Raw genomic sequence first — 26,017 nt, forward strand, 5'->3', positions numbered from 1 at the left:
CCAACGCCGTTGGGCTGCTTCGATTTTACTATTAGTGCAAGTTTTCGAACGGCTGAGTACGGATTCTTTATAAAACAATATGTTATCTTCTTAGCGTACGTTTTCGTTCCATTGGCCCTCAAACTCCCTCACCGGCTGAAACAAAACATCCGGCTCAGGAGAAGGACCACAAGAGGCGAGTAACATGCCAAATGTGCTCATGTTCTCCGTTATTGATGGTGCCATTGAGGTGTCGAAAGCTCACGGCCGGAAATTTCGGTAGTTCTGGTGTAGGATCCCTAAAGTAGCCATGGAGACCCGTCAGCGCTGGATTGCCCATTTCAGAGTGCTCAGAAACGACACCGGCAGGCAATTCATCGATGCCATAACGTAAAGCACCGGAAACAGAAATTCGCTCAAGGTATTTCCACCTGCGGGTGATAATTCGGGCTGCACCCTGCTATTCCGGGAGGAAGCTCCGGAGGCGGAGGAGTGATTACATGTTCCTCAGTGAGTGGAGGAGAAATAATGTGGCGTTTTTTCTTCATCACAATGACCGGTGTATTTTTTTGTTTACCAGCCGTCATAACCACTTCGAAAAATAAGCATAACGCTATGAAATAATAGCATATTTAATTACAACAGACATAAAAAAAGAAAAACTTAACTGTTGTATGGGCACGCAGGGTGGAATTGTCAACTGCTGAATCGTGGGGCCCCGCGCCTTTGGCGTGGGTTCCGATTCAGTGGTTGACAACTGCACATAAGATACCCTGCTGGCGGGGTGATGGTTCACGCAGTGGGCCATCGCCCTGCAAAGCCATACGGGACTTGAAACCACTCGAAAGTTTAGTTACATCATCCAGCATTAAAAGCGACTCCACTCCGGCCCTTTGGGCCGGGGCGGCGGCGCTTTTCAGTGGTGGGGAAGGGCTGGATATTAGGTTTTTGCTCCGGTTTCGTTGGTCATAATTTTGGATGTTGTAACTATTTGCACGACCGGGGCCCGCCGCATAGCGACGGGAGGTACTAATGGTGTTTCCGAACCGGCGCGGACGTGAGTCCGCTGCAAGGGCGGTCATTCTCTGGAACCTGTCCACAGGGCAGGTGATGAACAGGTTATTTATTTATAAGAGAGAAAGATTATGTATTTAAAAGAAGTATAGATCTGGGGTTTAAAGGAAACCACGCACTTTGAAATCAGGTCGCCTGGCGCTTTGTCAGTATATCGGTTGTAACTTTATGGAAAGGTCCCTTGCAGTTATTTGTGGGTAACTGAATATTGCGACCGGAAATGGCTCAGGCTGGAACATTTCTGACCATTCTGGCAGCAGAATGAGCGATATTTTGGCAGGAAGAACGAGCGTTCCGCGCAGAAAACAGGCGGTGCCAGGCGACAGACGTACAAAATCCTCCGGCGTCAGCCGGATTTTCATAATCTGGTGGGTTATATGGGGACGGTGGCCATGGCCAGTCGCGTGTAGTTTTTGCCCCGCGACATCATCATGCGCTCTTTCACGCGCCGCTGCAGCTCCCGCTTCATGGCATCAAGCCCGCCGGTAAAGCGTCCGCTGGCGTATTCCCGCGTCAGCTGCTGTTTCACCAGTGTTTCGATGTCCTTACGGGTTCTGTCCGCGTCACGCCGCGCCCGGGCGCGTTTCAGTCCGTGCAGTTTACGTTCAGACTGGTAGCTGCGGAACCGTTCGCGCACAAATCGCCAGGCTTTCGCTATCAGTTCGTCCATCTCCAGCGGCTCCAGATTCTGCTTTTTGCGCTGCTGATTTTCCCATTCGACACGACTGCGGCGGGCGGCCACAACAGCCACGTCAGAGACGTCGAGCGCGGAGAACAGTGCCGGCGTGAAGGTGATATCGGTCGGGATGTTGCAGCCAATCTGCGGATCATACTCGGTCTGGTAGGTAATCAGCCCCAGCTCTGCCATAAACTTCAGCGCCCGTGTGGCGCGGGTGATGGACAGATTGCCACTTTTTGACTCGGTGGCCAGACCGCACTCTATAGCCAGATTGGTGATGGATCTCTGTACACGGTTGGCCAGTGGATCATAATGGAAGCACAACCCCTGAAGCAGCGCATCGATGGCACGACGGCGCAGCAAAGGCGGCATCCGGTGACGCTTTCCCAGCGAACGAACGAACGCCACATGGACGGAAAAATCAAAACGGGACGTGAACCCTTCGGCTTTCGCCATCAGCTTACGACAGAACGGCAGGGTCTTTTTCCCTTCTCGCGGCGTGAATTCCGGATTCGGATTTTTGACCTGTCGGTAATGAGTGAACAGTGTTCGGGTGTCAGTCACTTCTGCCTGCACTTACAATGCACGGAAGGAGTAAATGCCACAGAAACAAGTATTGAAATTTTCTGAGCATAAAACTATACTCCCTGCATAGCCTGATTGGTGGCTATACAGTTTAAGTAGGCCCCGTTAATCTTTCGTTCCCGCCAAGAAATGAGAAGATTATCGGGGTTTTTGCTTTTCTGGTCCCGGGTAGACACCTCATCAGAACCAGTTCCCTGCCACCTTACGGCGTGGCCAGCCATCAAAACTCTTTAGACGATCAGCAATCTAACACTCACTGACGAGACGATCAAGAAAGTTACTCATTCACCTTCTTATCTCAGGCTCTTTTGGCCATTTCCCGTTCAATTAGTAACTCAATCATTTGAGCCTGAGTAGTTCCAGTCTCTTCACAAAGCTGCTGCAAGCTTTCTTTATGCATGTTTTGTATGAAAACATTGAGCTCTTTATGCGTCGCCTTTTTTCGCGAAATAGATAATCTCTTCTTCTCAGCGGAAGATAAGGGATTACCCTTTCTGTAAATGCGTTTCGATGAGGAAGTTACTGCATTTTCAATCTGCGACATCTCTGCCTCCTCAAGGATCAAACCTAGATCGTTTGCAGAGAATACTACAGATTTCTAAAATCAGCGACTTACTTTATGAACGTAACCTGTGTTGGCGCACGGTTTACGTTTCAGGATCGTTTCTTGGGATGTCAGTACGTCTGTTTCCAGTCCGTTCCCTGCGCCCAGCGGGATGTCCAGTGGTTCAGGTAGCTGCGGGCTAAGACTGGGTCATCCCAGACGACAAGCACGTTCTCCGAATTCGAACGGTCTGCAGCCCGGCTGAAGTTAAATGAGCCGACCTGGGTGTTGCGGCCATCAACGACGATCACTTTGTTATGGAGAATTTTGTAGGCACTGACTGTACGAACCGGGATACCAGCACCAACCAGAATGTTCATGGCTGCTTTACTGGCGTTGTTGTTCCTTCCGGTATTAGCTTTCCAGTCCAGAACCACGCCCACATCTACACCCCGACGTTTTGCCCTGACAAGTGCCCTGGCCACCTCCGGAGAGGTGAAGGAATAGCCCATCAGACGGATTTCCTGTTGCGCGGTCTCAATTGTCTTAAGAACCAGCTGGAGAGCTGTACCTTCTGGAGAAAATCCTGCCTCAACGGTGGCTGCGTAAGTATTCGGTACTGGCGCGCACAGAACCAGACCGAGCAGGCCGGGCAGAAGCCATCGGCACATATGTTTTTTAGGCATTGTTTGCATGGTATTTCCTTCGCTGGATGTATTCAGAAACGCCGGAATCGGGGGAAACTCGTTTTTCCCCGATTGCCGGGGTTGGGCAACGACGCCCTGCGGAGGCGTCAGGCCGTTGAGGCTGAACTAAACCTGACCGGTAAAGGCCAGTTTCACGTGTTTAACTGCAGATACTGCATTTTGCTTTTTTTCCATGTGATTTATTTTCACTGGCAGAGACAGGTCAGAGAATACTGACCAGAAAACCAATACACAGCAGATGGAGGGCATACGCTGGTGCAAACCACCGTCCGGCCTGCAGGCGTCGTCCGAGAGCCGGTACCAGCCCGTGCACACAAAACAGCACAGTCAACGTCAGCAGTACGCCGGAGAGCATCATCACATCACCGTGCCGGGCATTAAGCAGGGCGACCAGCAATAGCCAGACAGCAAACAGGGCTGGCTGCAGTGAGTCCCGGACCTGCCAGATAAGCAGCGCACCGGCTAGCATCAGTAGACCAGGTATGCTGTAACTGGCGGAGCTAAGCGGCAGGTATCCCACCAGGGCCGTGAACGCTGCAACGCCATTAAGCACGGTTGCCGCCTGCAGGAAGCGGGTCACCTGCATGACAACGGCGAAGGCGAACAGGATATTCAGTTGCCACCACATGAGTCCGGCTTCCCTGAAGGCCAGCCAGTAACCCGGCTGGGCCAGGAGTGCCATCAGCCACAGGCGGTTGAGGCTGTGCTGACGCAGGGTTTTGCCTGCCATGTTACAGCCGCTGACCAGCGCAAACAGGGGGAATGCACAACGCCCGGCCATGTTCAGTAAGGGCATATCCAGCTGAAAGGCAGTGGCGATGTGGTCCCCCACCATTGCCATAAATGCGGCCATCCGGATGACATCGCGCTGCAGCGCGGAGAAATTCAGGAGCGGCCTGAAAGGATGCAGGGCAACAGATTTCCCCGGACTCATGCTGCAGCCTCCGGTCGTTGTGCGCAAAGGTGTGCCCTGACGCGCTCAGCCAGTTGCTGCTCATCATCGCCGCGCAGCAGCGGGATACCCGCCTGTTTCAGTACCTCTTCCAGCAGCAGGTCACGCCGCTGACGTTTCGGCGCCTGATGGGAACGGTCGTCCAGCTCCACTGCCGCAATGATTCGCCCGGCGCGGTCCGTGATAACCACATCGCAGTGCCACTGCGATACCAGGCGGAACAACTGCCACCATTCACGGCTTCCGGACTTACGGTCGGGCGCAACTCTGACGATATCGGCCACTCGAACCTGCGGGCACAGCCGCCACTGGCGGGTATCGGTCACCCTGTCGAGCCGGCGCAGAAAACGCTGCTCGCGTTCAGTCATTAACCGCCCGGCACTGACAAAAGACGGTCGGCCACACAGCAACAGTACAGTACTGCCCGGACGAATCCCTTTCTCACGCAGTCTCTGCAAAAGTGGATACCGGGCTGAACCGGCCTGCCTGAGCAATACCACAAATCCGGCGAGCAAAATGGCAATGATGATTATTCCGGCAACCATACACATATCCTCCCTGAATCAGTCCCCACCGAGCGTTTTTTCCAGCTCAATGTCTTTTTCCGGTACATTCACCCCCCACTCACGCTCGGTACGCAGCATCTGTTCGTGCACCTGCTGGCGGATACCCCGACCGTCCGCCACCGCTTCCTGAATGGCCTCATCCAGCTCACGTTCTCCCCGCGCTGTACCGTCACGCAGGCGACGTTCTTCATCAGCAGACAACAGGGGTTCTGGTCTGGTGCTCTCCTCACCCGGCACTGCCGGCAGCAGTTCCTGCCGGGCCTGCTCCGCCAGCTCCCGGGCCGCTTTTTCCTGTGCCTCTGCCAGTTTCTGCTGCTCGTCCGGAGGCAGCGTAATGGGGTCTTCCGCTTTCGCCGCCGATTCAACCTCCGCCACACTGCGCACTGTCCGTGCCACCTCGTCAGGCTCCGTGATACGTCCCCCGGTCAGACGAGCGGCATTGAGCAACCGTTCTTCGCCGTGCAGGCGTATCACCACCCCACTTTCCGGATTCTGCTGCGCCAGCTGCAGCGCGGCTTCCGCACTGTCGGCAATCAGTGTCTGACCATTCCGGCTCGCCTGCAGTCCGGCGAATTGCGCATCTTCACCGCCACGCAGTCGGGACTCATCACTGAGCACCACGCGCATCCCGTCATCCTCAATGCGGATTTCGGTCAGCAGTGCCCCGGCTTCTTTTCCGTGACGGGTCCACGCCGGCAGGGCCACATACGGTGTCGGGTATTTTTTACCTGCCGCGATAAAGCGGGCCATCGTTTCACCCTCAAGACCGTTTTCCGCCAGAACCCTGCGTCCCAGCGCTGTTTTATCCAGTCGTGAGGCGGTGGCCAGCAGACGGTTACCAGTGGCGGCATCCCGGTCACTCTCCTGGTGCAGCAGGTCGTGAGCAGTTTTTCCGCCGTCAGACTGCTGAACCAGCTGCCGCCAGCGCTCCAGGTTGTCCGTAAATACCTGAACATGCTCTTTTGCTCGTGACAGCGTCACGTAAAGAGATTCCAGTGATGCCATCAGTTTTCGCCCACCTTCAGCACCGAAAAGGGCGATAGCAAAACGCTCGCTGGCCCCCTGCACGCCATGCACCGTCAGGGCATACGCAAGGTCAATATGACGGTCCTCCGTCGTGGCCTGCGGGTCGACGATTTTCTCCTGGTCCCCCTGGCGGAAGCGGATGGCCCCGTCGTCAGTGAACCCGGCCACCTCCCACAGGCTGTTGGCCACATAGCCGCGGTCGGTGTCCGAGCGGGTAAAGCGCACCCGGTCTCCCTGACTAAGCGTCAGGTCGCGGTGCGTGAAGAGGGAAATATCCTGTGCAGTGTTCTGCTGAGGAGAGATCAGCACCGACTCCCCGTCAGCATTACGCAACGTGACCACGGCGTCCTGCGTATCCACCTCCGCCACAGTCCAGTAGCGCTCGTTCATCATGGCCACGGCGCCGGTATACTCCGCAAAGGTTTCAGCCGCACGCAGGGCATTGTCAGGCACCCGGAGCGGTTCCAGCACGGTGAACGTGCGTTCTTCAGCACCTGTATCGCCTTTCTCATGCCGGGCGGCATGAATGGCATCATTGATGGCATGACGATCGGCGTTGAGTTCCGCCACAACCAGCGTCTGCTGCTGCGCCTCCGGGGTGCGCCCCATCCAGTCATCCCGGATGGCTTCAATGATGTCAGTCCGGACCAGTGACAATTGCTCTGGTGTCAGTGTCTGTCCATCGGCAGCGGGAGTGTCCTGCTCCTGGTCCTTTTTCGGCGCACGGATTTCCATGACGGAATTCCCGGGCACCCAGGCTCCTTCCTGACGTGGTACCTGTTGCGGGCTGACATCATCCACCTGGCGCAGTGATGTATCAACCTGACCTGCGATGATGCTTTCAATCGCCGGGCGCAGAGCCGGAGTCTGGCGGACAATCTCCTGCATCACCACCGTATCGATGGCACTGCGCTGTTGCACCAGGCGGAACGGCAGACCGGTTGAGATGGCCTGCAGCTGCGCGGTGTCCCCGCTGGAGACCATTCGTCCTCCGCCTGCGGCAACCAGCTGATAGAGCTCTGTCATATCGCGGTTACCCACCATCGAGCTCTCATCGGTCAGGAACAGGACATTGCGGAAGTCCGGTGTTTCTCCGGCCTGAATGGCCAGCCGGGTTTCACTGAGGAAACTGGCCAGCGTCCGTGCATCCACCCCGGCCTCACGCATCTCATGCACGGCCCGGTGCGTGGGTCCCAGGCCGATGACCTGCGGGCGCACGGATTCAGACAGGGTGTTCAGGGCACCCATCACCGCCCGGAACTGGGTGGTTTTCCCCACCCCGGCATAGCCCTGAATGGCCATAAAACGGTCGGTGTTCTCCAGTACCGTCCGTGTGGCCTCCCGCTGGCCTGCCGTCAGACCGGCCAGCACTGAGGCAGGCGTCAGCGCTATAAGGGGCTGTACAGCATCCTTACCCTCAGCAATATGGCGGATGATGGTCTTTTCCATCTCATACGCCACACGCGGAACAAGCACCCTGTTTCCCGCCCCGGAAACCGAATCCAGCTGAATCAGCTCCCCGCTGTTCACCTGCCGGGCGATTTCAGTCCGGACATCAGCCAGCCGCTGGCCGGATTTTACCGCTTCTGACAGCAGGGCAATTTCACTGAGGTGTACCTGTCCCTGCTGCGCGCGCGGGATGGCCAGACTGACGGCCTGCTCTGCATCCGACATCAGACGCTCACGGCTGGCCTGTATGGCGGTATCCAGATTTGCCTCGCCGGTCGACTGACGGACCTGGTCACTGGCCAGTCGCACGGCAGACACACTTTCCACTTTGCGTGCTGCCTGCCGGGCTTCCAGCGGCGTATAAATCCGGATGTCGCTGCCACTTTGCGCCAGCGCGTTCAGGGTCTGTTTATTAAGCCCTCGCGGACCGACTGCGGCCAGTACCGTGCGCGACGCGCTGGTACCCGCCCCGGTCCCTTCCACATAGTCATGAGTCAGCTTCACGGCCCGTTCAGTGGGCAGGCGCAGTTCCCGGTCGCCGCTGCGCAGCCGTACCGCACCATTTTCCAGCCCCGCCACGGTGAACTTCTCTTTCGCTTTGATGGCTCCCTTCAGCTCTCGCCCCAGCGCCCTGACGCGGTCCCCTTCAGAAACCTCCAGTGTCCGGCTGCGGTACAGGCTCCAGCTGCCGTCCACCTGGGTCACCTTCAGGGTCAGGCGACTGCCGTCTTCCCCCTGCAGAACCAGACTGTTAGTGGCCTCTGCCACCCGGTCAATGGTGTGCCGTGTCATCGTTTTCTTCTCAGCGTCCCACTGCTCCATCACCATCCCGGGCCGGTAATTATCGCGCTGATGACGGGTTTTGCTGTCCAGCCACACCGGCTCCAGTACCCTGAGTGTCACCTGCTCCCGGCCCAGCTCACCCGCATCACGCCGTATATCCCTGATAACCTCCGTCAGCTGCTGCTGTTCCCGGGCACCGGTCACCTGGGCCACGACATCCCGCCCTTCTGCTGACAGGCGCACATACTCCTGCGCCAGCTGGCTGTAACGGCTGCGTTTGTCCGCCTCACTGACCAGCCGCACTTCCGGCAGCTGCGTGCCGTAAAACCGGTACTGCGGGATATCCGCCTCTTTCAGCACAGACAAAGCATTCCCCGTTCCCTGCCGGTTCTCCGTATCCATAAAAATCAGCTGCGCACCGGCGCTGAGCGCCTTTTCCTGCAGCAGCACGGTTTCTTTCAGTGACAGCCTTTCCGCCCGGTCAACGATAACCGTGCCCTGCACCGGCAATACGGTGTCAGCATTCATCTGCGAGCGCAGCATTACATGACCTGCCAGATGAAGGCTTTCTGACAGAAACTGGCCACTGCGACCGTCGGCTGCAATCACCATCACCTCACGGCCCTGTGCGCGGGCCATCATGGCCACGTCTTCCGTGCGCTCACGCAGGCTCTGCGCACCTCCGCGACCGCTGAGAATGGCCACAGGGCTTTTATCCTGCGACAGCACAGAGACAGCATCCCCGGCAGGTATATCGCGCTCCTGTGCCCGTTCAGGGAAGACCAGCACGGTTTGCTCCGCAACGGCCGTACGCGCCAGCTGATGGACACTGAGTTCGTTCAGCAGGTGGATATCAGAGGTGAAGATGCCCTTCTCCCGGTCCAGGGGAATAAGACGCTGCCCTTCAATCGCGGCCTCAATACCGGCACGGGCCTGCTCAAACAGGCCTGACGCTGACGGCAGACGACTGACCGTGCCGGCCAGCATTTCCGACCAGGTAAACTGGACCTTCTTCTCCGACAACGCCGAAATCGTGTCACTGACGGCTTTCTGCACGTCTGACTCAGAAATCTGAGCGGAAGACGCACCACCAGGCTGGCCTGTAACCCGAATACCCTCTGTACCGCCGACAGCAGAACCTGGTGGCTCGGCCCGCGTCTGCACCTGGCCGATGTAGTTATCGATATCGAATTTTTCATCGGTCAGCCGCCGGCGCCACTCAGCTTTCAGCAGGTCCGGGTCGGCCCAGGCTTTAGCCTGGCGGGTATCAAGTGCGGCAACGTCGCGGGTTTTTTTGGACGCATCCGGCCCTGCCGCTTCGCTGATAGCCTGACTTCGGGTCGAAAACGGCGCAACGGGAACATCTTTCAGCTCCCAGAGACCATTTTTACCGGCTGCAACCGTTTCATAACCGAGTTTTTCCGCCTCCTGTCTGAAGGGTTGCAGTACGAGGTTTCCGATCGCCACCTGCAGCGCATACAGATTTTCACCGAATCCGGTTTTCATACGTGTATCGCTGGCCAGCGCCCGCCATTTGTCTTCCGCAAACGTGGTATTGAACACGAGCGCATGCGTATGGATCTGCGGATCTAAAGCACGGGAGGTATCATGGTTGTACAGTGCGGCCACCATGTTTCCCGTCAGAACAGTGTCGGTTTTTCCACCGTCCGTGATGCGCGCACTGATAAGCTTCTCAACCTCTTTCATGCCGTTTTCAACACTGCGGTTCCACGCATCAAGCAGGCGGGTATCACCACCAATGAGGATCATCATCGACACACTTTTGGGGGCTGAAAAGGTCAGGTCGTAGCCACTGCGGTGTTTATTCACGCCATTGACCATTCTGGAGAGATCGGTGCCGTCAGGAAGTTTGCCCTGACGTATCGCATCCATATCGGCGTTGGCGACTTCGCCCTTCAGGCCCAGTTTCTCCGCGCCATCTCCCAGCCAGCGGGACTCCAGCGAACCGCTGGCATAGTAGTTATCTTCATGACTGTAATAGGCCGAATCACCCTTTACAGAAGAAATGGAGAGCATCAGAACACCTCCCTGTCGTCATCAAAGTCATGCGTTTTATCTGTCGCATGGTTGATGTTGACCTCTTCCCTGCGGGTCACATCGCGGGTCTGATGTGAGGACTGAGCCCAGGCCTCATACGCTGCGAAATCCACCACCTCACCGTCGCTGTTCAGGCCCGGGGGAATATCCTGTGGTAAATCCTGTTCAATATCCCGTTCCGTCCCTCCGGTAGTGACAGGGCTGCCAGCAGTTGCATCGGTAGAAGAAGTGGTATTCACCGTGGCCGTTGCAGGAGCTATGGATGGTGATGTCTTCGGTTGGATGTCGGTTTGTGGTGTTGTCTCCAGGAGTGGGTTTTCAGCTACCAGCTTCACGGGGTTAAACAACCCATCCAGGCTGCGGCGTTCCTCCTCTGTACGGCGTACCAGCTCGTCCTCAATAGTCCGGTCGAGACTAGTCTGTACGTCCCGCAACAGCAGGGAGTCAGCCACTTTAGGCATCGCTTCATACTTCATTGTCAGCTTCACTACCGGGTAGCTTCCCGGCAGGGTGACATAACACTGCAGGTCGTTCAGGGACTGTACATCCGAGTAGCTGACGATGCTGACACGTTCTTCTTCCTTGCCAAAAGAAATCCCGTCACGCACCTGTTCATGACCAAAGCTGGTCTGTTCGCTGAACTTCAGACGGCGGGTTTCCCCAATATCCTCCTCCACAAACTTCGCAATCTGGGCGCTCGGTGAGCGGAAGAAGAACTTGGTATTCAGCAGGTCAAAAAGCCCCGCTGCCGCTTTCGGGCCGTAGATTTCTTCCATCTGAGCCTCGTTCTGAAAGCCCAGAATAAAACAGCCGCCAAATTTACGACCTTCAGCAATGATGCGGGGTAGAGTGACCAGCTTATTGAGTGACGGAATTTCATCGTATACAAACCAGACACGACGCTGCCGGTTTTCCCCCATCGCAAGCAAACTAGTGGCGGCAATACTGAGCCACATCGTTATAAGCGGTTTGAGGGACTCGTGATACTGCTCATCAGAGGTGATGAACAACCAGCCATTCTTCGATTTATCGGCCTGGCCCTTCATCCATTCGCGGATGGTGAATTTCTCCCGCCCCGGGCGGTCGATACCCTGCAGATAACGCATCGCCTTGACGTAGTTGGTCAGCACACTGCGAATGGAGATGGCTGTTTTTTCAATCTTACCGTCAACCAGAGTGGATGCAGGCGTACCGGCAAGGAATGTCCTCAACTGATCAAGTTGAATGGCCAGCAACGTGCGCAGGAATTTGTTATAGCTGCGGTCTTCGTCCTTGCGCATGCGCTCTGCACCTTCCGCAAAGATGGTGCGTGCACTACCCTGCCAGAAAGGATCTTCACCGCTGCTGGCCGGGATAAGTGTACTACTTGCGTTCTCCAGTTCAGATATCGTGCGGCATTCTTCCCACAGATCCCAGTTAGGGCAGCGGGCATCCATAGCATTAAGCACTTCATCCCGGGATTCATCATAGAAATCCTCAACAAAGGTGCAGCCCTTGTCGTAGATAATGACCTGGTCACCACGCTCGCGCAGTTGCTTCAAAATCTTGCGCATCAGCTGGGACTTACCCGATCCCACTGTCCCGTGCATGGCGAAGTTCTGGATTTCAGAATCCAGCTTCAGCGGCAGGTCATCGATACGAATATCGGATGCTTCTCCGCGTTTTTTCATCATCCGGGCAACTTCTTTTGGCGATTCGCAGAGTACCCGGCCCCCGATAATTTCATCCTCACTCTGTTTACGGCCAGCACGCCCGAGATACCAGTACACGGCCAGCGTGGCCAGAAAGGCAATCAGCAGCGCGGCACATCCGGCAATAACCAGTTCCTGTTTCAGCAGTTGACCGCAGTACAGGGTGTAACTGTCGCTCAGTACCTGTCTGGCGCTGTACTGCAGGTTATGTTCGTAATAACGGATGGTATAGACAGGCTGACTAACCATTTTTTCAGTAAAGGGCGACATTACCCGGACAAACCAGTAAATAATGCCGTTGGTCAGATTCTGAATACTCATTCGCATAAGCAGGACGGCGATGCCAAATAAAACCGTCCCCATAATAACGTAATAAGAAATCAGGTTATTTATTTGCAGGAACATTTTCAGGCGCATGAATGCGACCTGACCGCCCTGCGTTAAGTCACGAGGATTCAGGCTCATTATATTTCCCATAGACAGACTGATCGTAAAAGCAAAACAAAATGCTTCAGACGATTAGTTTATGGAGTCAAAGAAGATTGGTGTGTGTTATTTGCAACAGGCAAGTCAGGAATAAGGGTGGTTGAATAACCACCCTGGTATTTCAGAGAATATTAGCTACAGATTTTGCAAGCTGATCCTCAAGCACCGGCTTCGCCTCTTCAAATTTCAGGTTTACTTTATTAGCAGAAGACACAACGCGGGTCTGGTATTTATGCTGATTACCAGTTTGTGTACTGGTCTGAACTTTATAACCAGAAGTGCCCTGTTTCAGAGCAGCGACATTATCGGTCTGCACGCTGGCGTTTGTTTTTTCAGAAATCTGAATATCCGTCACCATCGTATAGTTGATATCTTCCACCATCGCGTCAGCGGCCATCCCCACAAGCCCGGCCGCCAGACCTACACCTAATGTTGCACCGGCAGAGTTCGAGTTATAACCGGTGATCCCCGCCCCTAATGCAGCGCCCGCTATTGCACCTTCATAACCCTGGTTCAGGAACCCCTGCGCAGTGCGCAGATCCATTTTATCCGCCTTCAGGACATTAGCCTGAATCCAGTAGTATGCGCTGTCCGGTGAGGACGTCACGGTATAGCCCTTATCCTGAACCGCTTTGGTTATTTTCGCCTGCAGGCCGGACATATCTTTGTCAGAAGTATTTTTTATCTGGAGGTATACGGTCTTCTGTGAGGAAGGCTCCAGCCAGATGGTTTCACTCATCTGTGTTTTCACTTCGAGGTTGCGTTTTTTAATCGCTGTGCTCATCGCGCCACACCCGGAAAGCACAAGGACAGAAGATAATACGGCTATCATTGTCATCAATTTAACATTATTTTTCATATACTTTTCTCATTTCCATATAAGTCGCATGCCATATGCCATGCTCTGAGGTACTACTGTTGTTACCCGCACGCCCAGCACGGGTATGGATAATGTAAAGCCTGCAGTACAACCACATCAACTCTATGGTTGTACTGTGCGAATTTTCAGAGTATGTCACAAAATCAGACGCTTATTTTGGGGAGGCAGAAAGCAACTCTTTCACTTTTGACAAACTGCTGACCACCGCAGGAGTCATATATCGGGATAATGAACCCTGTAAAAAGAGAGCACTCATGAGAAAAGTCACAAACCATGAGATACCTAACCCAGCAATAAAGGGCTCACCGGCCCACAGTAAAATGAAACCAATCAAGGAATTAACAATGAGTAACAAACGACTGTAAAAGCCTATTTTTTTCTTGATAATCCTCAGCAGGATTGATTCATTTTTAACTTCCTCCCCTAAAATCAGGGAAATACACACATTACTGTATGTCGCGCCAATAAAAACGAGAGTGAAAACCAACATGAATGGTGCGGAAAGCAAAATAAGGGAGACAATTTTTTGCATTTGAAAATTGAGATCTCCAGGCTCCCTATAAATAAAGAACGCCAGAAAAACAAAAACAATCTGAATCCCATAAACATACTTCAACCAGTTAAAAACAACCTTCAAAATATTTTTATTTGACGGAATCTCATAATCCCTTTCGCTCATTGATTTCAATATAAAAGCTGCATCCTTTTCTAAATCTGAACGTTTCATCTAACTTCACCTTATGACTTATCAATCCGTTTTTGCAAATCATCCTTTATCTTATTTAACTCTTCACGTCCTTTGCCACTCCCACCGTCCCATTTTTGTCTATCTTCCTCGGCACTTTTAGCGTCATTAAAGTTTTTATTACCCTGTTCATGTTCTTTCTGCAAGCGATTGTAATCCGTCCTGGCAGAACTACCGGATGAGTTCACAGAATTTTTATCAATATCGACCTGAGATTCAGCACTATTGCGGCGATGTTGTACATCAGCACCAACCTCATTACCTTGTTTCACTCCATTCGCACTGGCCATTGCATTCATGCTGCTCTGCTGCTGAGCGTATTCCGCCTGAAGATCTACGTGACCTGATGATGCGCCGACACCGCCGATTCCGTCACCGGTTCGTCCTTTATTTTGTTCAAATTCCTGCAGCAACTGTGGTTTCATGCGGTCTTCCACAAATTCCTGGACCAGCCTGTCTCGTTCTGCACGCACCTCAGGGCTGGCGGCATCTGACAATATTTTGTCAGCCTCCCCAGGGTGCTTACTCGTGACATAACCAACAAACTCCTGAGAGTAGTTCTGGTTAATATTGGCACTGTTATTTTCCGCATAGCTGGCCAGCTGTGAGTACTCATGACTTCGGGTAACCGCATCGTTAAACTGAGATGCCTGGCTCTTCAGACTGGAGAATGTCGAAGACAGCTGGTTAGCAAGGGATGATGATGCATTGTCGGTATGGCTGCCGCTGTCCGTCACGCGGGTAGACGTCACAACGTCCATTGCGTCGCGGAAATCCTTCAGTTCCTGTGCACTGAATCCTTTGCTTGTACCTCCCTGATGAGTCAGATCGGAACTGGTACCATGCGAAGAACCACTTCTGCCGGTATACTCGGTCTTCAGATGCCCTTCTACCGAGCCTTTCATCCCGGTAGCCAGTCCAGCAACTTTCCCCAGAATCTGTCGGTCAGAATCGAAAGAAATCTGAGCACTTCCGCCTGCTCCGGCACTCATATCCTGACTTTTAGTTGCCGCTGCCCGAATACCTTCCGCCAGAGTGGTATTTTCATCGCGGGCATAGCGGGAACCAATAGACTGAATGGTGTTCAGTGCTTTGGTCAGATTGCTGTTAGTCGACGTGTCTGTACCCGAAACAGTGGTATCGCTGTTACCACGTTGCTGACTCCACTGGTTTAACTGCGATGTCGCCAGGCTTGAGGTCTGAGACAAGCTGTTGCTCAGGCTTTGAGCCTCGCTGATAGCATCGCGTTGCTGTTTCTGCCAACTGCTTGTCGCCGTTTTACCCAGCATGATATCCACCGGCAGTTTTGATATGGACTCAGCATTATTGAACACCTGCTGACCTGACGAAGTCAGGGTTTTCGTCGCCCCGCTCTCAAGCTGGTTCGTCATATGACCTTCACGATGACTGTAGTTGGTGTCCCACTTATTACCCTGTACATTCCCCGTCGTCATATTGTTATAGGACCAGTTACCGTCAATCGCCTGCGAAGACGACTGTGTGGAGGCTGACTGCAGGGTCTGTCCCAGATAGTTCCCCGCCTGCGAAACCACCTGCCCTAAACCTTTAACCATACCCCATGCGATAAACGGGATGGACAGCGCCAGCCAGCCGGCTGTGGTGCCAATATCGGAATAGGTATTCTGTACCTGGTCAAACGTGGCCAGCGTCACCGCCGTCCCGTTGAGTTTGCCCTGCAGGTAGAAATTCATCGCATGGTTCAGGATGGAGAACAGAATGGGCCACATCTGCAGATAAGCAATGGTGTAGATGTAGCCTTTGATAATGGTCCAGGACAGAGAACTCACCACGGCCAGAACAATCAGCACCGGGAACAGCGCCATTGTCATGCCCAGCAGAACGCTGTGCATCACCGGCAGCGTGTTGGCAGCGATGGACGCACTGGTCGCCTGAGACAGGCGCATTTTTGCCATCGATGTCTGCGTTGCGGTGTTCACCAGTCCGGCCGTATCGCCATTCTGTGCTGAAAAGCTCTCCAGGCCACTGCGCAGGCCATTCATCACCACGTTCTTGCGGATGATTTCGGTGGATGTCATGGAATTGCCGTGAAAATAGTTATAGCTGTCGCCCAGCATTTCGGTGAACAGTGCCGTACTGGCACCGTTTGTCGGACCAAAGACCTGGTTCGTGAAACCGTGCATCCGGTTAAGCACCTGCTGGAGAAACGGAAACATATTCCTGCCACTGATATCACTCGAATCAGTGTTTATTTTGGTTGCGGCCTGCTCGCAGGTCAGAAAATTGCGGTTTTTGTCATACAGACCACGCAGCGGACTCGGTTTACTGAATATCAGCGCGTAGGGGTCTGTAGAATTCATCAGGTCGCCAATGCTGTACTTGTTGTTCAGCATAATGTCACCCACCACGCAGTTATGAACGTAATCAGAGAACATGCGCTGAATTTCCGGCTCAGAGAACCGGAAATCACTGCTCCCCGCCGCCAGCTGCGCGCCAAACAGCATCCCGGTTTTGCTGTAAGTCAGCGCGTCCGGACGGGCAAACACAAAATCGTAAACCTGTGCCATTCCGGCACCAATACGGGTGATCAGGCTGGCAGGGGCTGCAAGGCCGGTAGGGACATTATCCACCTGATAGATAGCCGCTGGCTCAGACAGGTCAATAATCTGCACGTTCCGCTTGTCCCCGACCAGAACGGCAATCACCAGGACATAAAATCCGGCCCATTTGACCAGGTCCATAATATTGCGCGTCCGGATATAGGTTGCCGCCCCGACAATCACCGATACGGCGGTGGCCATAGCAATCAGTGAGTCTCCGGCTCTGCTGTTAAAAAATGCCGCCACGCCATTGAGCGTATCCTGAAACCACGCCCCGCCGGCAACGGTGTAAATCGTATCAACGGCCATATCAATTCACCCTGCTGAACTGGTAGTTACCCAGCACACGATCGCTCATCTTTGAGGAGACCTGCTGGCGGATAAAGCGGATTTGCTGCTGCGCGGAGATAAGGGCATCCTCCTTAATCTGTACCTCCATACGCAGCGAGTTAAGGGCCTGTCTGGCATCTGACAGGCCATTTTTCAGCGCCTTCATGTTGGCGCCCGGGTAATCTTTGGTGGCAAGCGATCCGTTAACCACCTTCATTACGGCTTCCAGATACTGCAGATAAATATCGACCGCGATGTAATCCGTCAGTTGGGCGAACAGGGACTGCGAGACACTCAGTGACGACTGGTCCACAATCCAGGAGAGGATGGGGATGGAGGTACTGTTGATGAACTGCTTCTCTTTTTCCGTCAGCGGTGTGTCGGTGATGGCCTTGTTCTCGATGCTGGTCAGCATGTCCTGCACCATCTTAATAAGGGATTTGTCTGCGGAAATCGTCACGTTATTCAGGGTCGGGGACAGGCATTTATTCTGGTTATCGCAAACGTATACCTTTGCCGTCCCCCCGCTCATCATCGCTGTCAGCAGGCTGCGGTCCGATGCCATTGAAGACAGAACCCGCAATTCGCCGTTACTGCCGAAAATCACCGAACCACTGATGCTCATGGCGAACTGACGCAGCTCTGTGTTGCTGCTGAGCGAGCTGTTGCCGAGCGCATCCCACATCAGGTTAATATCCTTCAGTACCTGATCCTTTTCCGCGCCGGTGGCCTTGTCAGCGACGGAGCCGTATTTGCCGCCTGAAGTACACCCCTGGCGGGAGGCAACCCAGTCAGAGAAGACACTTTTCTGCCCGCCAACAGACTGGCAGACGTTCTGCTGGCTCTCTCCCCACAGCGATGCCACGCTGTCGACCATCGCCTTTGCCGCCTGACAGCTGGACATATTGAACCGGTTAATATCAGCGACCATCTTCTGTAGGAAGTCTTTCGCGGCCTTCAGTTCCGGTACGGTGGTTTCCAGCGCAAGGTCAAAGAAGTAGCCCGCAGCATTAGCCATCGTCTGTTTCACAAACGCCATAATCTGGTCGGAGTTTATGAAAGAGAACGCCCCCAGATACACATCAATACCGCCACACCCGGCGTTAATGGACGGCAGGCTAATAGAAACCAGCTGAATGTTCTTGTTGCCAGTGCGCGCATAAAACGAGCCTCCGGAGACATAACGTGCGGCCTGTCCCTGCCAGGCTTTTGCCGAAGTGGTGTTGCTGGCATAACTCATGTCATTAAAGAAGGAATTCATGTCATCCTGCAGCCCGGCATGTGCCGTTCCTGCACTGTACAGGCCCAGCGCAAAAGCCAAGCAGAGCGGTTTCAGTCGCATTATTGTTGTCCCTGAGCGTTGAGTGGCATGCTTTTCCCTGACTGCCGATCCAGTGCCATACGCAGCACCTCATTGAGCCGACTGCGGAACTCACCTGCCTCTGCGGCACCCTGCAGCAGCGGCCAGGTTTCCATCGTGTTGACGTTGGTCAGAAAGGTGGTTGGCGTGGCCACCGGCAGGCCACTCTGGAAATATTCCACCATCACATCCGGCGTTGCTGGCAGAACATCGGGGAATTCGGCATCCCCCTTCCCGTCAAGGCTGATGGGAAAGACATCAAAGCCCGTCTTCTGAGAAAAGGCTTTCAGCACCGGCGCAAACTGGCGGCAGTACGGACAGGTCGACTGCATGAACAGCACCACCTTCCAGTCCTGGACCTTCACTTTCCGGTTATCACTCAGTGAATACCAGACGGGTGACGTATTCTGAATATTACGGTCTGTGGTTATTGCTGCCCCGTTTTCTGGCAGACTGAGCGAATCCATCGCGGGTGCGCTCCGGCCCGTTTTTCCGGCTTCAAGGGCACGAATATCATCCAGTGTCCCGGCCTGCAGACAGCCAGCCAGCATCGCCGCCATCAGGATGGCGGTCCGCAATACAGTAGTAAGCATGGGTTACCTCAAAAGACAGGTGTTATCAGTAGTCAGGTGCAAAGTGGGTAAGGACGCTGACCATCTGGCGATCCAGGTCGTCGTGGCTCATAAAGCCCCATGCAAGGGGTTGCCACTGGTGAGTTTTCGGGTCGACCAGAAACGTAGCCGGGAAGTGGGTGACACGCATTTTTTCAGCCTGTCCGCTGTCAGGACGGCTTTGCGGCAGCTGGTCGCTGAGTTTACCGTCCACGCTGACGGCCATTAGGCTGATCCCCCGATCTTCACAGAAAGCCCGTATCACCCCGGCCATCAGGTTGTCGACGGCATTGTTGCCCCGGTAGAAAAAGAACAGGCCATAGCGCTGAGCCACCTGGCTGATAACCGCACTCTGGACCTTCTTCTCTTCCGTCAGGCGGGCTTCCACCGTGCCGTTGTAATGGCTGCGCTTCACGTTGTAATCCAGCTCCGGATACTTCAGCCGGGCCAGTTTCGCCGTCTGGGTGAAGTCCGTTGCCCGGTCAGTCCAGAAGTTCTGCAGTGTCATAAAGCGGCGGAAGTTCTCCGCAGAGGGATACAGAATGGCAGTGTCCAGCGCTTCACGTGTTGCCTGCTGGAGCACCTTTTTCTGCTCAGATGGTGTCATGCTGGCCAGACGTTCCCGTAGGGTCGGCGCCGCCGGTTCAGGCTCGGTCTCTTCAGCATTGGGGTTGTACCACTGCCATCCCTCTTCGCGGGCATACTCAGGAGCCAGCACATCCTCGGGAGCAGCATGCAGCGATACTGCCATCATCAGGGCTAGCGCACCGGCAATACATCTCATGGTGCGTTCTCCTTCATTTTTTCGGTAATGATGTCCTGCGCTTTTTTCAGCAACGCCTGGTCTTCCGGTATTTCACTGCCGGCATCCAGGTCGCTGTAAAAATCGCTGAAGTTCATCACCCCAAAATCGAGGCGCTGCAGTTCATCCACCGTTATGCCGCGACAGTTCGGTGACTTTCCGCTGCCGAAGCCAACGCCCAGTTGGTCACGACGCCCCTGCTCCTGGACAATACGGGCCAGTTTTGAATCAAACTGGCAGTAGCCGCGCTTTTTCTCGAGGCAGACGCCGAGGACTTTTTTACTACAGTATTCCCCGACATAGACCGTCAGCTTTTTCTCTTTAGCCTTGCCCAGCGCTTTTTCATCGCTGCTGCAGCTCGACAGCCCCACATCCTGGCCCCATCCGGAATCCTTGCAGCAGTTATTGAAGCCCGCAGCCATCTTTTTGCAGGATTTGGCCTCGCCAGTGAATGCTCTGACGTTCTCCCCGTTCAGTTCAGCCACATCTTCGCCTGCAGCAGCTACGGCGGCCAGCGCGGAGACGGCCTGACCAAACATATTGCTGGTCCCGGTCTGGCCCTGCGCGCAGCTACCGTCCGTACAGAAAAACTCACCACCGCAAATCTGCCCGTTACCCGTTTTCTTCCGTTCACAGGAGTACGTCACCTGCTGACTCACACAAAAACCATCAACGGTATCTGCACACTGGCTGCGCGTCACCGTACAGGCGGAGTCCTTCATATACTCCCCGCAGGTTCCTTCTGTCTCGGTCTGGGTCAGGTAGGTGTCTTGCCATTTCCAGCAGTCCTGATGAATGCTGTAGGTTTTTCCCTCAACAACGACGGACCGGGTGCCTCCCGGCTCCACGCACTGAGAACCGGTCATTGCGCCTTCAGACTTGCTGAACGGGCAGCTTTCTGACCACTCTACCCGCGGTACCCATTCACGGCTTTTCACCTGCATCACCAGCGTCAGCGTGAAACGAGAGCTGCCCCCGACGAACTGGTTATAGATGACATTATCCAGCGTACCGGTGCAGCTGCCGTTCCCGCTGCAGCTTGTCCCGCTGAGAGTCTGTCCTTTGGTCAGCACCATCCCTGTCGCGCCTCCCAGTGCAATGGTGTCATTCCAGCCCAGATTGAACGTGGTATTCATAAAGCTGGCCCGGGAATTCCAGAGATAATTTTGGGTGGTCACATTCAGGCTTGCACTGTGGATGATGCCAGCTTCAGGAGCTGCCACACTGAACACAATCTGCTTTCCGGAACGGCTGAAATTAAAGGCGGTAAGGGTGTAGGTTTTAACCTCTGTGGTTTCCTTCCAGTCGCCGACAATGGTCGCGGTGCGGGTGCAGTACTGCTCAATTTTCGTGTCCCGCAGACACTGATGTGTGGTGATTTCGGTAAAACTCGCAGGCTGATCCACACATCCGTCAAAACCGCCGCCGGTAATGGTTTCCGCTTTCGCCTGCATATCCAGCCCCTCGGAAATAAACGGCGCATCCAGCGATGGTTTGTTGTTTGCAGGAGTATTAAGAATAGATTCCGTAATAGTTTTCCCGGCCTCAGAACTGTTTAACGCTGCAGAACCTGGGGATGTCATATCCACACCCGATGAGGTCACCCCACCGTAGTATCCGCTTTCAGAGGGGGATGTTGTGTATCCCGGGATGACTTCAGCGGGCTTAAATCCCTGAATGGCATCAGCCCCCTGTCCTTTGTTCGCTTTCCCCTGCTGCATACCCTGATTAAACTGCTCGTTAGCGATGAGCGGTTGCACCATAAAGACCGATGCCGTAGCCACCAGTAAAGGGAGTATCCTTTTCATTCAGCCTCCTCTCCCAGCAGGCTTTTCGCGGTCTGCGCACAGTCCCCCTCTTCTGCCACGCGCTTCAGCGCCTGATGCAGCGTGAGATCACCCTGAAGGCGGTCAACTTTATCGCCCTGATTTCCGCAGGCGACGATCAGTACCGGTACAGCGGTAATGTTGTACTTACGAAAGGTGGTTGGGTCTATCTGCACGCCTCCGGTATTGCTCTCTTTTACCAGACCAGTGACAGCATTCGCTGTGGCCCGCATGTCGCCGTTAACCATCCCCCGGATAACCACCGGAATATTCAGTGCTGCCGCGTCCTGAACGCGCTGTTTCAGTTCATCAGGGGGCATTGAGAATGAAACAAAAACCAGAGCAGCATCAACGGGGCGCTCACCAGGCTGCATGGATTGACGGAATTGCTGTGCCTGAGCGTCGAGAAATGACTGATCCTGCGGCGCTACCGGACGTGCCTGCTTCAGGAAATCCGGGGTTTGCAGAGACTGAAATCGCTGACGGTCCAGTTTGAGCTGTTCCTTGATAAATTGACGGTTTTCCGTGTGTTCTGTGGCCTGAGCCAGCCCTGTGGTCAACAGGGCGAACAGGAAAATCAGTGTTTTGTTCACAGGGTTTCCTCCTCTGGCTGTTGGAGTTCCGGGCCATAAGCCATTGCAGCAGAGCGGCCGTTCAGCATGTCATTCCACATCAGCCTTTCTCCGTCCGGCATCTGTTGCGTCAGGAATGGAAGCAAATCGCTTAATCCTCTGTCGATAAAGGCCAGTCGCTCCGTAGTCAGTTTTGTGCTTTCCCGTCCAGGTTGAGTCACGGCCATTGCCGCTTCACGGCATTCGAGAATGCACTTGTAAAGTCCACCATATTTCAGCGCCATACCGTAAAGTTGTGCGAGTACCTGTTCAGCCTGGTCGGCGCGGGAAGCGGCCAGTTCATAGCGGGAGAGGACAAGCTCATACTTTTTTTTGCTCACAAACATACTGTGCTCCTTAGAGGAAAACGCAGTTGCGTTTACGCCAGAAGAGATACCCGAAATTTCGACGGTCATTGGGCATGTTCTTGCCGGTTTCCCAGCGGGTCACGCTTCGGCCCAGCGGATGACACTGCCCTGCATCGGGATATTTATTGACCAGGTGATAACGCCAGCGGCTTTTCGGAATGATGGGAGATGGATATTCAAAGCAGACCGCCGTATCAGCCCCAACGGAGTTCATGATCATGCCCTGACGGTGAAGCTTGAATGCCATTCGTTCACTGAGAAGCAGAGAGGTCTGCATCGGGCTGAATTCATTCGATACCCAGCCATTAAAGGGGTACATACTTCCCTGGCTACCGGCACACCAGAACAGGGGGTCCAGCGGCATATGCACTAGACTTGCGGCGGCATCAGCCGCACAGGCCGCCTGCGCAATCACGTTGCCGAACAGAATGGCTTCAGGCTGGATAATCATGCTGAGAGAGCTGCTGTCCCACATCGGATCAAGTTCAGACAGATATCCAATGTCCATGTCTCCTCCCTGAAGACAGCCCATTGACGTAATGATATTGAGCCAGTACGTCAGCGGATATTTGTACCAGTGAACATGGTAGAACGCGCCGGGGTTTGCCCTGTTCTCCTGCCCGCCAGTCCCGGTACCGACATTACCCACGTTGATATTGAACCCGCCCAGATTCACCATGCAGTAAGGGGAACGGGTAACATCAGTCAGCGCCATAGGCTCCCAGTAGCCTATGGCCAGCCCCACACGGTAAAAAATTCCCATAGGACAAAACTGGATGGGCATGCCAGGATTCGGCGTATCCGGCTGACGTCCCTTTGCGACGGGCACATTGCCAATGGTTACGGGGAAAATGCACTCCCAGCAGACATCGGTGATCGGGTTTACAAAACGCCCCTCGCACTCAACGGAAGCGCTGGTAGTGGCAGCCTTGCTCACTGACGACCAGCTGAAGGCAAAAGCCATGAGTAACAAAATAAGTGACCTATTCATGGGCTTCTCCTGGACCAGGGAGGGCAAAAGTATCTACCCGAAGACGACGTCGGTCTTCTGAGAGTGTCACCCGGGCAGGGATAGCCTTCAGTTCAAACTTCCTGCTTAGCGTGCCGTCCTGGTCAAAATAAATCCGCGTGTCCAGGGCTTTGATCGCCTCACGGATATCGCCGTTGACCAGAATGACGCGGTAAGTCAACGTTCCGGGTTTCTGCGCTTTCATCCAGGACAGTTGTTGCGGATTATCTGCATCAATAAAATAGAGCGTGTCGGTGAACGGGACGGTATCCAGCGGGTTAATCACCTGCCCTTTACGGGCGAACACCCGCCCCTGATGGTCTTTCAGATCTTCACTAACCGTCAGCGACGGATCGATATAGTGCGTGGTGTTCTCCTGAGCCAGCGTCAGTCCTTCAACCGGTTTAGGGCGTAGAGTGTTTTCAATGACACGCTGTTTGAATGCTTCCTGCTCCCGGGCCATTTCACCACTGGCCTCCATTGCCTTCAGGCGTGTCTGGATGGTAGTGAGCATGTCCTGCTCAGCAATGGGGTACATTTCCCCCCATGTCCCCAGATTTTTTGCCTGTGCTACGCCGGAAATCAGCAACAGCGCCAGCAGCCCTTTTTTCATCAATTGCCGCCTCCCGCCGCCATTCGGTGTGCCACCCCTGTCTGAATCTCATCAGTGATATCGCCCGCCCCGCTGACCACTGCGGGCGTAACCAGGATCAGTGCATCATGACGGACCTGCCAGTCCTGCAGCTCCGCATTAAGGCTGGTCATAAATCGTTCGGTAAGTGCCTTAGTCTGAGGCTCATCCAGTGACTGAGCGCCAGCCTGTTCAGTGAACTGATCCAGCGTTTTTTTCATATCAAATGACACCACCACTGGCATACGCCAGCTAATCAGCACCGACGTGACGGCAGCGTTAATACACAGGATGGTGGCGGCAACCAGCAGCAGGCTACGCAGACAGCGGCGCCTCTGGCGTTCACGTTGAGTCAGTGCCTTTCTGGCAGTTGTGGGTTTTGATTGAGTGTCGTTAACCTGTTCCGTTTTCATCAGAATCCCCCCTGGAGACCTCGCCCAATCGGGCGGGGAGGAAAGGGGGGGCTAAACAACCTGACTTCTTTTTGTTTGACCATCGTCAACTCCTTTCACATTTTTACGCGTATTTTGTGAAGCCATGAAACGTGCATACAAATACAGGTTTTACCCCACTCCCGATCAGGTTGAGCTACTGGCTCAAACGTTCGGGTGTGTGCGTTTCGTCTATAACAGCATCCTTCGCTGGCGCACTGATGCGTACTACGAACGCCAGGAGAAGATCGGCTATACACAAGCCAGCGCCCGATTAACGGCACTGAAAAAAGCGCCAGAATTCGCCTGGCTGAATGACGTTTCCTGCGTACCGCTTCAGCAGTCGCTACGCCACCAACAGGCCGCGTTCTCTAACTTCTTTGCCGGGCGTGCTGCATATCCGGCATTCAAAAGTAAGCGCCATAAACAGGCAGCGGAATTGACCGCCAGCGCGTTTAAATACCGTGACGGCAGGCTGTATATGGCAAAGAGTAAAACGCCGTTAGACGTGCGCTGGTCGCGCCCTTTGCCGTCCACACCTTCCACTGTCACAATCTCCAGAGATGCCGCAGGACGATATTTCGTGTCGTGCCTCTGCGAATTTGAGCCTGCATCACTGCCGATCACCGCTTCCACGGTCGGTATTGATGTTGGTTTAAAAGATTTGTTCGTCACTGATACCGGATTTAAGTCCGGCAATCCCCGCCATACCGCTAAATACGCGGCACACCTGACGCTACTCCAGCGCCGACTAAGCAAAAAAGCCAAAGGCTCAAAGAACCGCGCCAAGGCCCGTTCAAAGGTGGCCCGACTCCACGCGAAAATTGCCGATTGCCGAATGGATGCCTTGCACAAGGCCACCCGCAAACTGATTAACGAAAACCAAGTTGTTTGCGTCGAATCCCTCAAGGTGAAGAACATGATCCGCAACCCGTCGCTGTCCGGAGCGATAGCCGACGCGGGATGGAGCGAGCTTGTGCGCCAGCTCCAGTACAAGGGCGAATGGGCGGGGCGGTCAGTGGTCGCCATTGACCAGTTTTTCCCGTCCTCAAAACGCTGTAGATGTTGCGGTTTCACCATGCAAAAGATGCCTCTTGACGTTCGTAAATGGCACTGCCCTGAATGCAGCGCAGACCATGATCGTGACGTTAATGCGGCCCGTAATATCAAAGCTGCCGGGCTGGCAGTGTTAGCCCACGGAGAGCCTGTAAATCCTGAATCGCTTAATGCGGCTTAGGTTCGGCTCCGTGAAGTG

At 54.3% G+C, this 26,017-nt stretch carries 21 protein-coding genes and 2 pseudogenes; 2 read left to right on the top strand and 21 right to left on the bottom strand.

Annotated features, from left to right (window positions below; all coding sequences use genetic code 11):
- Nucleotides 1–325: 325 nt before the first annotated feature.
- The 3 genes and pseudogenes from F4V61_RS22545 to tap form a co-directional block, all read right to left on the bottom strand.
- Nucleotides 326–566: pseudogene (locus tag F4V61_RS22545) on the bottom strand (ProQ/FINO family protein); the annotation flags it as partial.
- Between the two features lie 860 nt (nt 567–1,426).
- On the bottom strand, nt 1,427–2,308 hold the full coding sequence (gene repA / locus F4V61_RS20005) for an incFII family plasmid replication initiator RepA (RefSeq protein WP_077915586.1): 882 nt from the start codon (nt 2,306–2,308) through the stop codon (nt 1,427–1,429).
- Nucleotides 2,289–2,366, bottom strand: a complete 78-nt coding sequence (tap, locus tag F4V61_RS20010; RefSeq protein WP_001541552.1) for a RepA leader peptide Tap — start codon at nt 2,364–2,366, stop codon at nt 2,289–2,291. The genes repA and tap overlap by 20 nt, the downstream gene beginning before the upstream one ends.
- Nucleotides 2,367–2,454: 88 nt before the next feature.
- Here tap and F4V61_RS22695 point away from each other — a divergent pair.
- Nucleotides 2,455–2,577 (top strand): annotated as a pseudogene (locus F4V61_RS22695) (replication protein RepA).
- Between the two features lie 38 nt (nt 2,578–2,615).
- Here F4V61_RS22695 and F4V61_RS20015 read toward each other — a convergent pair.
- From F4V61_RS20015 to trbI, 18 genes are all read right to left on the bottom strand, one after another.
- Entirely contained in the window at nt 2,616–2,861 is a 246-nt protein-coding gene (locus tag F4V61_RS20015; RefSeq protein WP_306292152.1) for a replication regulatory protein RepA, read from the bottom strand.
- 131 nt (nt 2,862–2,992) lie between these two features.
- Complete coding sequence (locus F4V61_RS20020) at nt 2,993–3,547, bottom strand: phospholipase D family protein (RefSeq protein ID WP_080160938.1); 555 nt, start codon at nt 3,545–3,547, stop codon at nt 2,993–2,995.
- Nucleotides 3,548–3,770: 223 nt separating this feature from the next.
- Complete coding sequence (gene traX / locus F4V61_RS20025; RefSeq protein ID WP_079799369.1) at nt 3,771–4,502, bottom strand: type-F conjugative transfer system pilin acetylase TraX; 732 nt, start codon at nt 4,500–4,502, stop codon at nt 3,771–3,773.
- Nucleotides 4,499–5,065 (bottom strand): DUF2726 domain-containing protein, encoded by a 567-nt coding sequence (locus F4V61_RS20030; protein WP_080160902.1) that lies wholly within the window; start codon nt 5,063–5,065, stop codon nt 4,499–4,501. The genes traX and F4V61_RS20030 overlap by 4 nt, the downstream gene beginning before the upstream one ends.
- An 18-nt stretch (nt 5,066–5,083) precedes the next feature.
- Complete coding sequence (traI, locus tag F4V61_RS20035) at nt 5,084–10,381, bottom strand: conjugative transfer relaxase/helicase TraI (RefSeq protein WP_080160901.1); 5,298 nt, start codon at nt 10,379–10,381, stop codon at nt 5,084–5,086.
- Nucleotides 10,381–12,558, bottom strand: a complete 2,178-nt coding sequence (traD, locus tag F4V61_RS20040) for a type IV conjugative transfer system coupling protein TraD (protein WP_080160900.1) — start codon at nt 12,556–12,558, stop codon at nt 10,381–10,383. The genes traI and traD overlap by 1 nt, the downstream gene beginning before the upstream one ends.
- 142 nt (nt 12,559–12,700) lie before the next feature.
- The gene (traT, locus tag F4V61_RS20045; protein ID WP_079799373.1) at nt 12,701–13,438 is read right to left on the bottom strand and encodes a conjugal transfer complement resistance protein TraT; all 738 of its coding nucleotides are present in this window, start codon (nt 13,436–13,438) and stop codon (nt 12,701–12,703) included.
- Nucleotides 13,439–13,610: 172 nt separating this feature from the next.
- Complete coding sequence (locus tag F4V61_RS20050) at nt 13,611–14,186, bottom strand: protein traS (protein WP_080152502.1); 576 nt, start codon at nt 14,184–14,186, stop codon at nt 13,611–13,613.
- Nucleotides 14,187–14,197: 11 nt separating this feature from the next.
- On the bottom strand, nt 14,198–17,092 hold the full coding sequence (gene traG, locus F4V61_RS20055) for a conjugal transfer mating-pair stabilization protein TraG (protein WP_079799375.1): 2,895 nt from the start codon (nt 17,090–17,092) through the stop codon (nt 14,198–14,200).
- A gap of 1 nt (nt 17,093) precedes the next feature.
- Nucleotides 17,094–18,455: a conjugal transfer pilus assembly protein TraH gene (traH, locus tag F4V61_RS20060; protein WP_079799376.1), complete on the bottom strand. Its 1,362-nt coding sequence runs from the start codon at nt 18,453–18,455 to the stop codon at nt 17,094–17,096.
- The gene (trbB, locus tag F4V61_RS20065) at nt 18,455–19,066 is read right to left on the bottom strand and encodes a type-F conjugative transfer system pilin assembly thiol-disulfide isomerase TrbB (protein WP_080160899.1); all 612 of its coding nucleotides are present in this window, start codon (nt 19,064–19,066) and stop codon (nt 18,455–18,457) included. Before trbB ends, traH begins: the two co-directional genes overlap by 1 nt.
- A 25-nt stretch (nt 19,067–19,091) precedes the next feature.
- Entirely contained in the window at nt 19,092–19,868 is a 777-nt protein-coding gene (traF, locus tag F4V61_RS20070) for a type-F conjugative transfer system pilin assembly protein TraF (RefSeq protein ID WP_079799377.1), read from the bottom strand.
- Nucleotides 19,865–21,694, bottom strand: a complete 1,830-nt coding sequence (gene traN / locus F4V61_RS20075; protein ID WP_079799378.1) for a type-F conjugative transfer system mating-pair stabilization protein TraN — start codon at nt 21,692–21,694, stop codon at nt 19,865–19,867. Before traN ends, traF begins: the two co-directional genes overlap by 4 nt.
- Entirely contained in the window at nt 21,691–22,305 is a 615-nt protein-coding gene (gene trbC, locus F4V61_RS20080; RefSeq protein ID WP_079799379.1) for a type-F conjugative transfer system pilin assembly protein TrbC, read from the bottom strand. The genes traN and trbC overlap by 4 nt, the downstream gene beginning before the upstream one ends.
- Nucleotides 22,302–22,670, bottom strand: a complete 369-nt coding sequence (locus F4V61_RS20085; protein ID WP_079799380.1) for a hypothetical protein — start codon at nt 22,668–22,670, stop codon at nt 22,302–22,304. The genes trbC and F4V61_RS20085 overlap by 4 nt, the downstream gene beginning before the upstream one ends.
- Nucleotides 22,671–22,680: 10 nt before the next feature.
- Entirely contained in the window at nt 22,681–23,682 is a 1,002-nt protein-coding gene (gene traU / locus F4V61_RS20090; RefSeq protein WP_088545127.1) for a conjugal transfer pilus assembly protein TraU, read from the bottom strand.
- Nucleotides 23,675–24,313 carry a type-F conjugative transfer system protein TraW gene (traW, locus tag F4V61_RS20095; protein ID WP_079799381.1) on the bottom strand — a complete coding sequence of 213 codons (639 nt, stop codon included), beginning with the start codon at nt 24,311–24,313 and terminating at the stop codon, nt 23,675–23,677. Before traW ends, traU begins: the two co-directional genes overlap by 8 nt.
- Nucleotides 24,313–24,744: a type-F conjugative transfer system protein TrbI gene (trbI, locus tag F4V61_RS20100; protein ID WP_079799382.1), complete on the bottom strand. Its 432-nt coding sequence runs from the start codon at nt 24,742–24,744 to the stop codon at nt 24,313–24,315. The genes traW and trbI overlap by 1 nt, the downstream gene beginning before the upstream one ends.
- Before the next feature lie 124 nt (nt 24,745–24,868).
- On the opposite strand from trbI, the gene F4V61_RS20105 reads away from it, so the two are divergent.
- A complete protein-coding gene (locus F4V61_RS20105) occupies nt 24,869–25,999 on the top strand; it encodes an RNA-guided endonuclease InsQ/TnpB family protein (protein WP_079799383.1) in 1,131 nt (376 codons plus the stop codon).
- The last annotated feature ends 18 nt before the right edge of the window (nt 26,000–26,017 follow it).

The sequence above is a fragment of the Salmonella enterica subsp. arizonae genome (assembly GCF_008692845.1).
In the GTDB taxonomy this organism is placed as follows: domain Bacteria; phylum Pseudomonadota; class Gammaproteobacteria; order Enterobacterales; family Enterobacteriaceae; genus Salmonella; species Salmonella arizonae.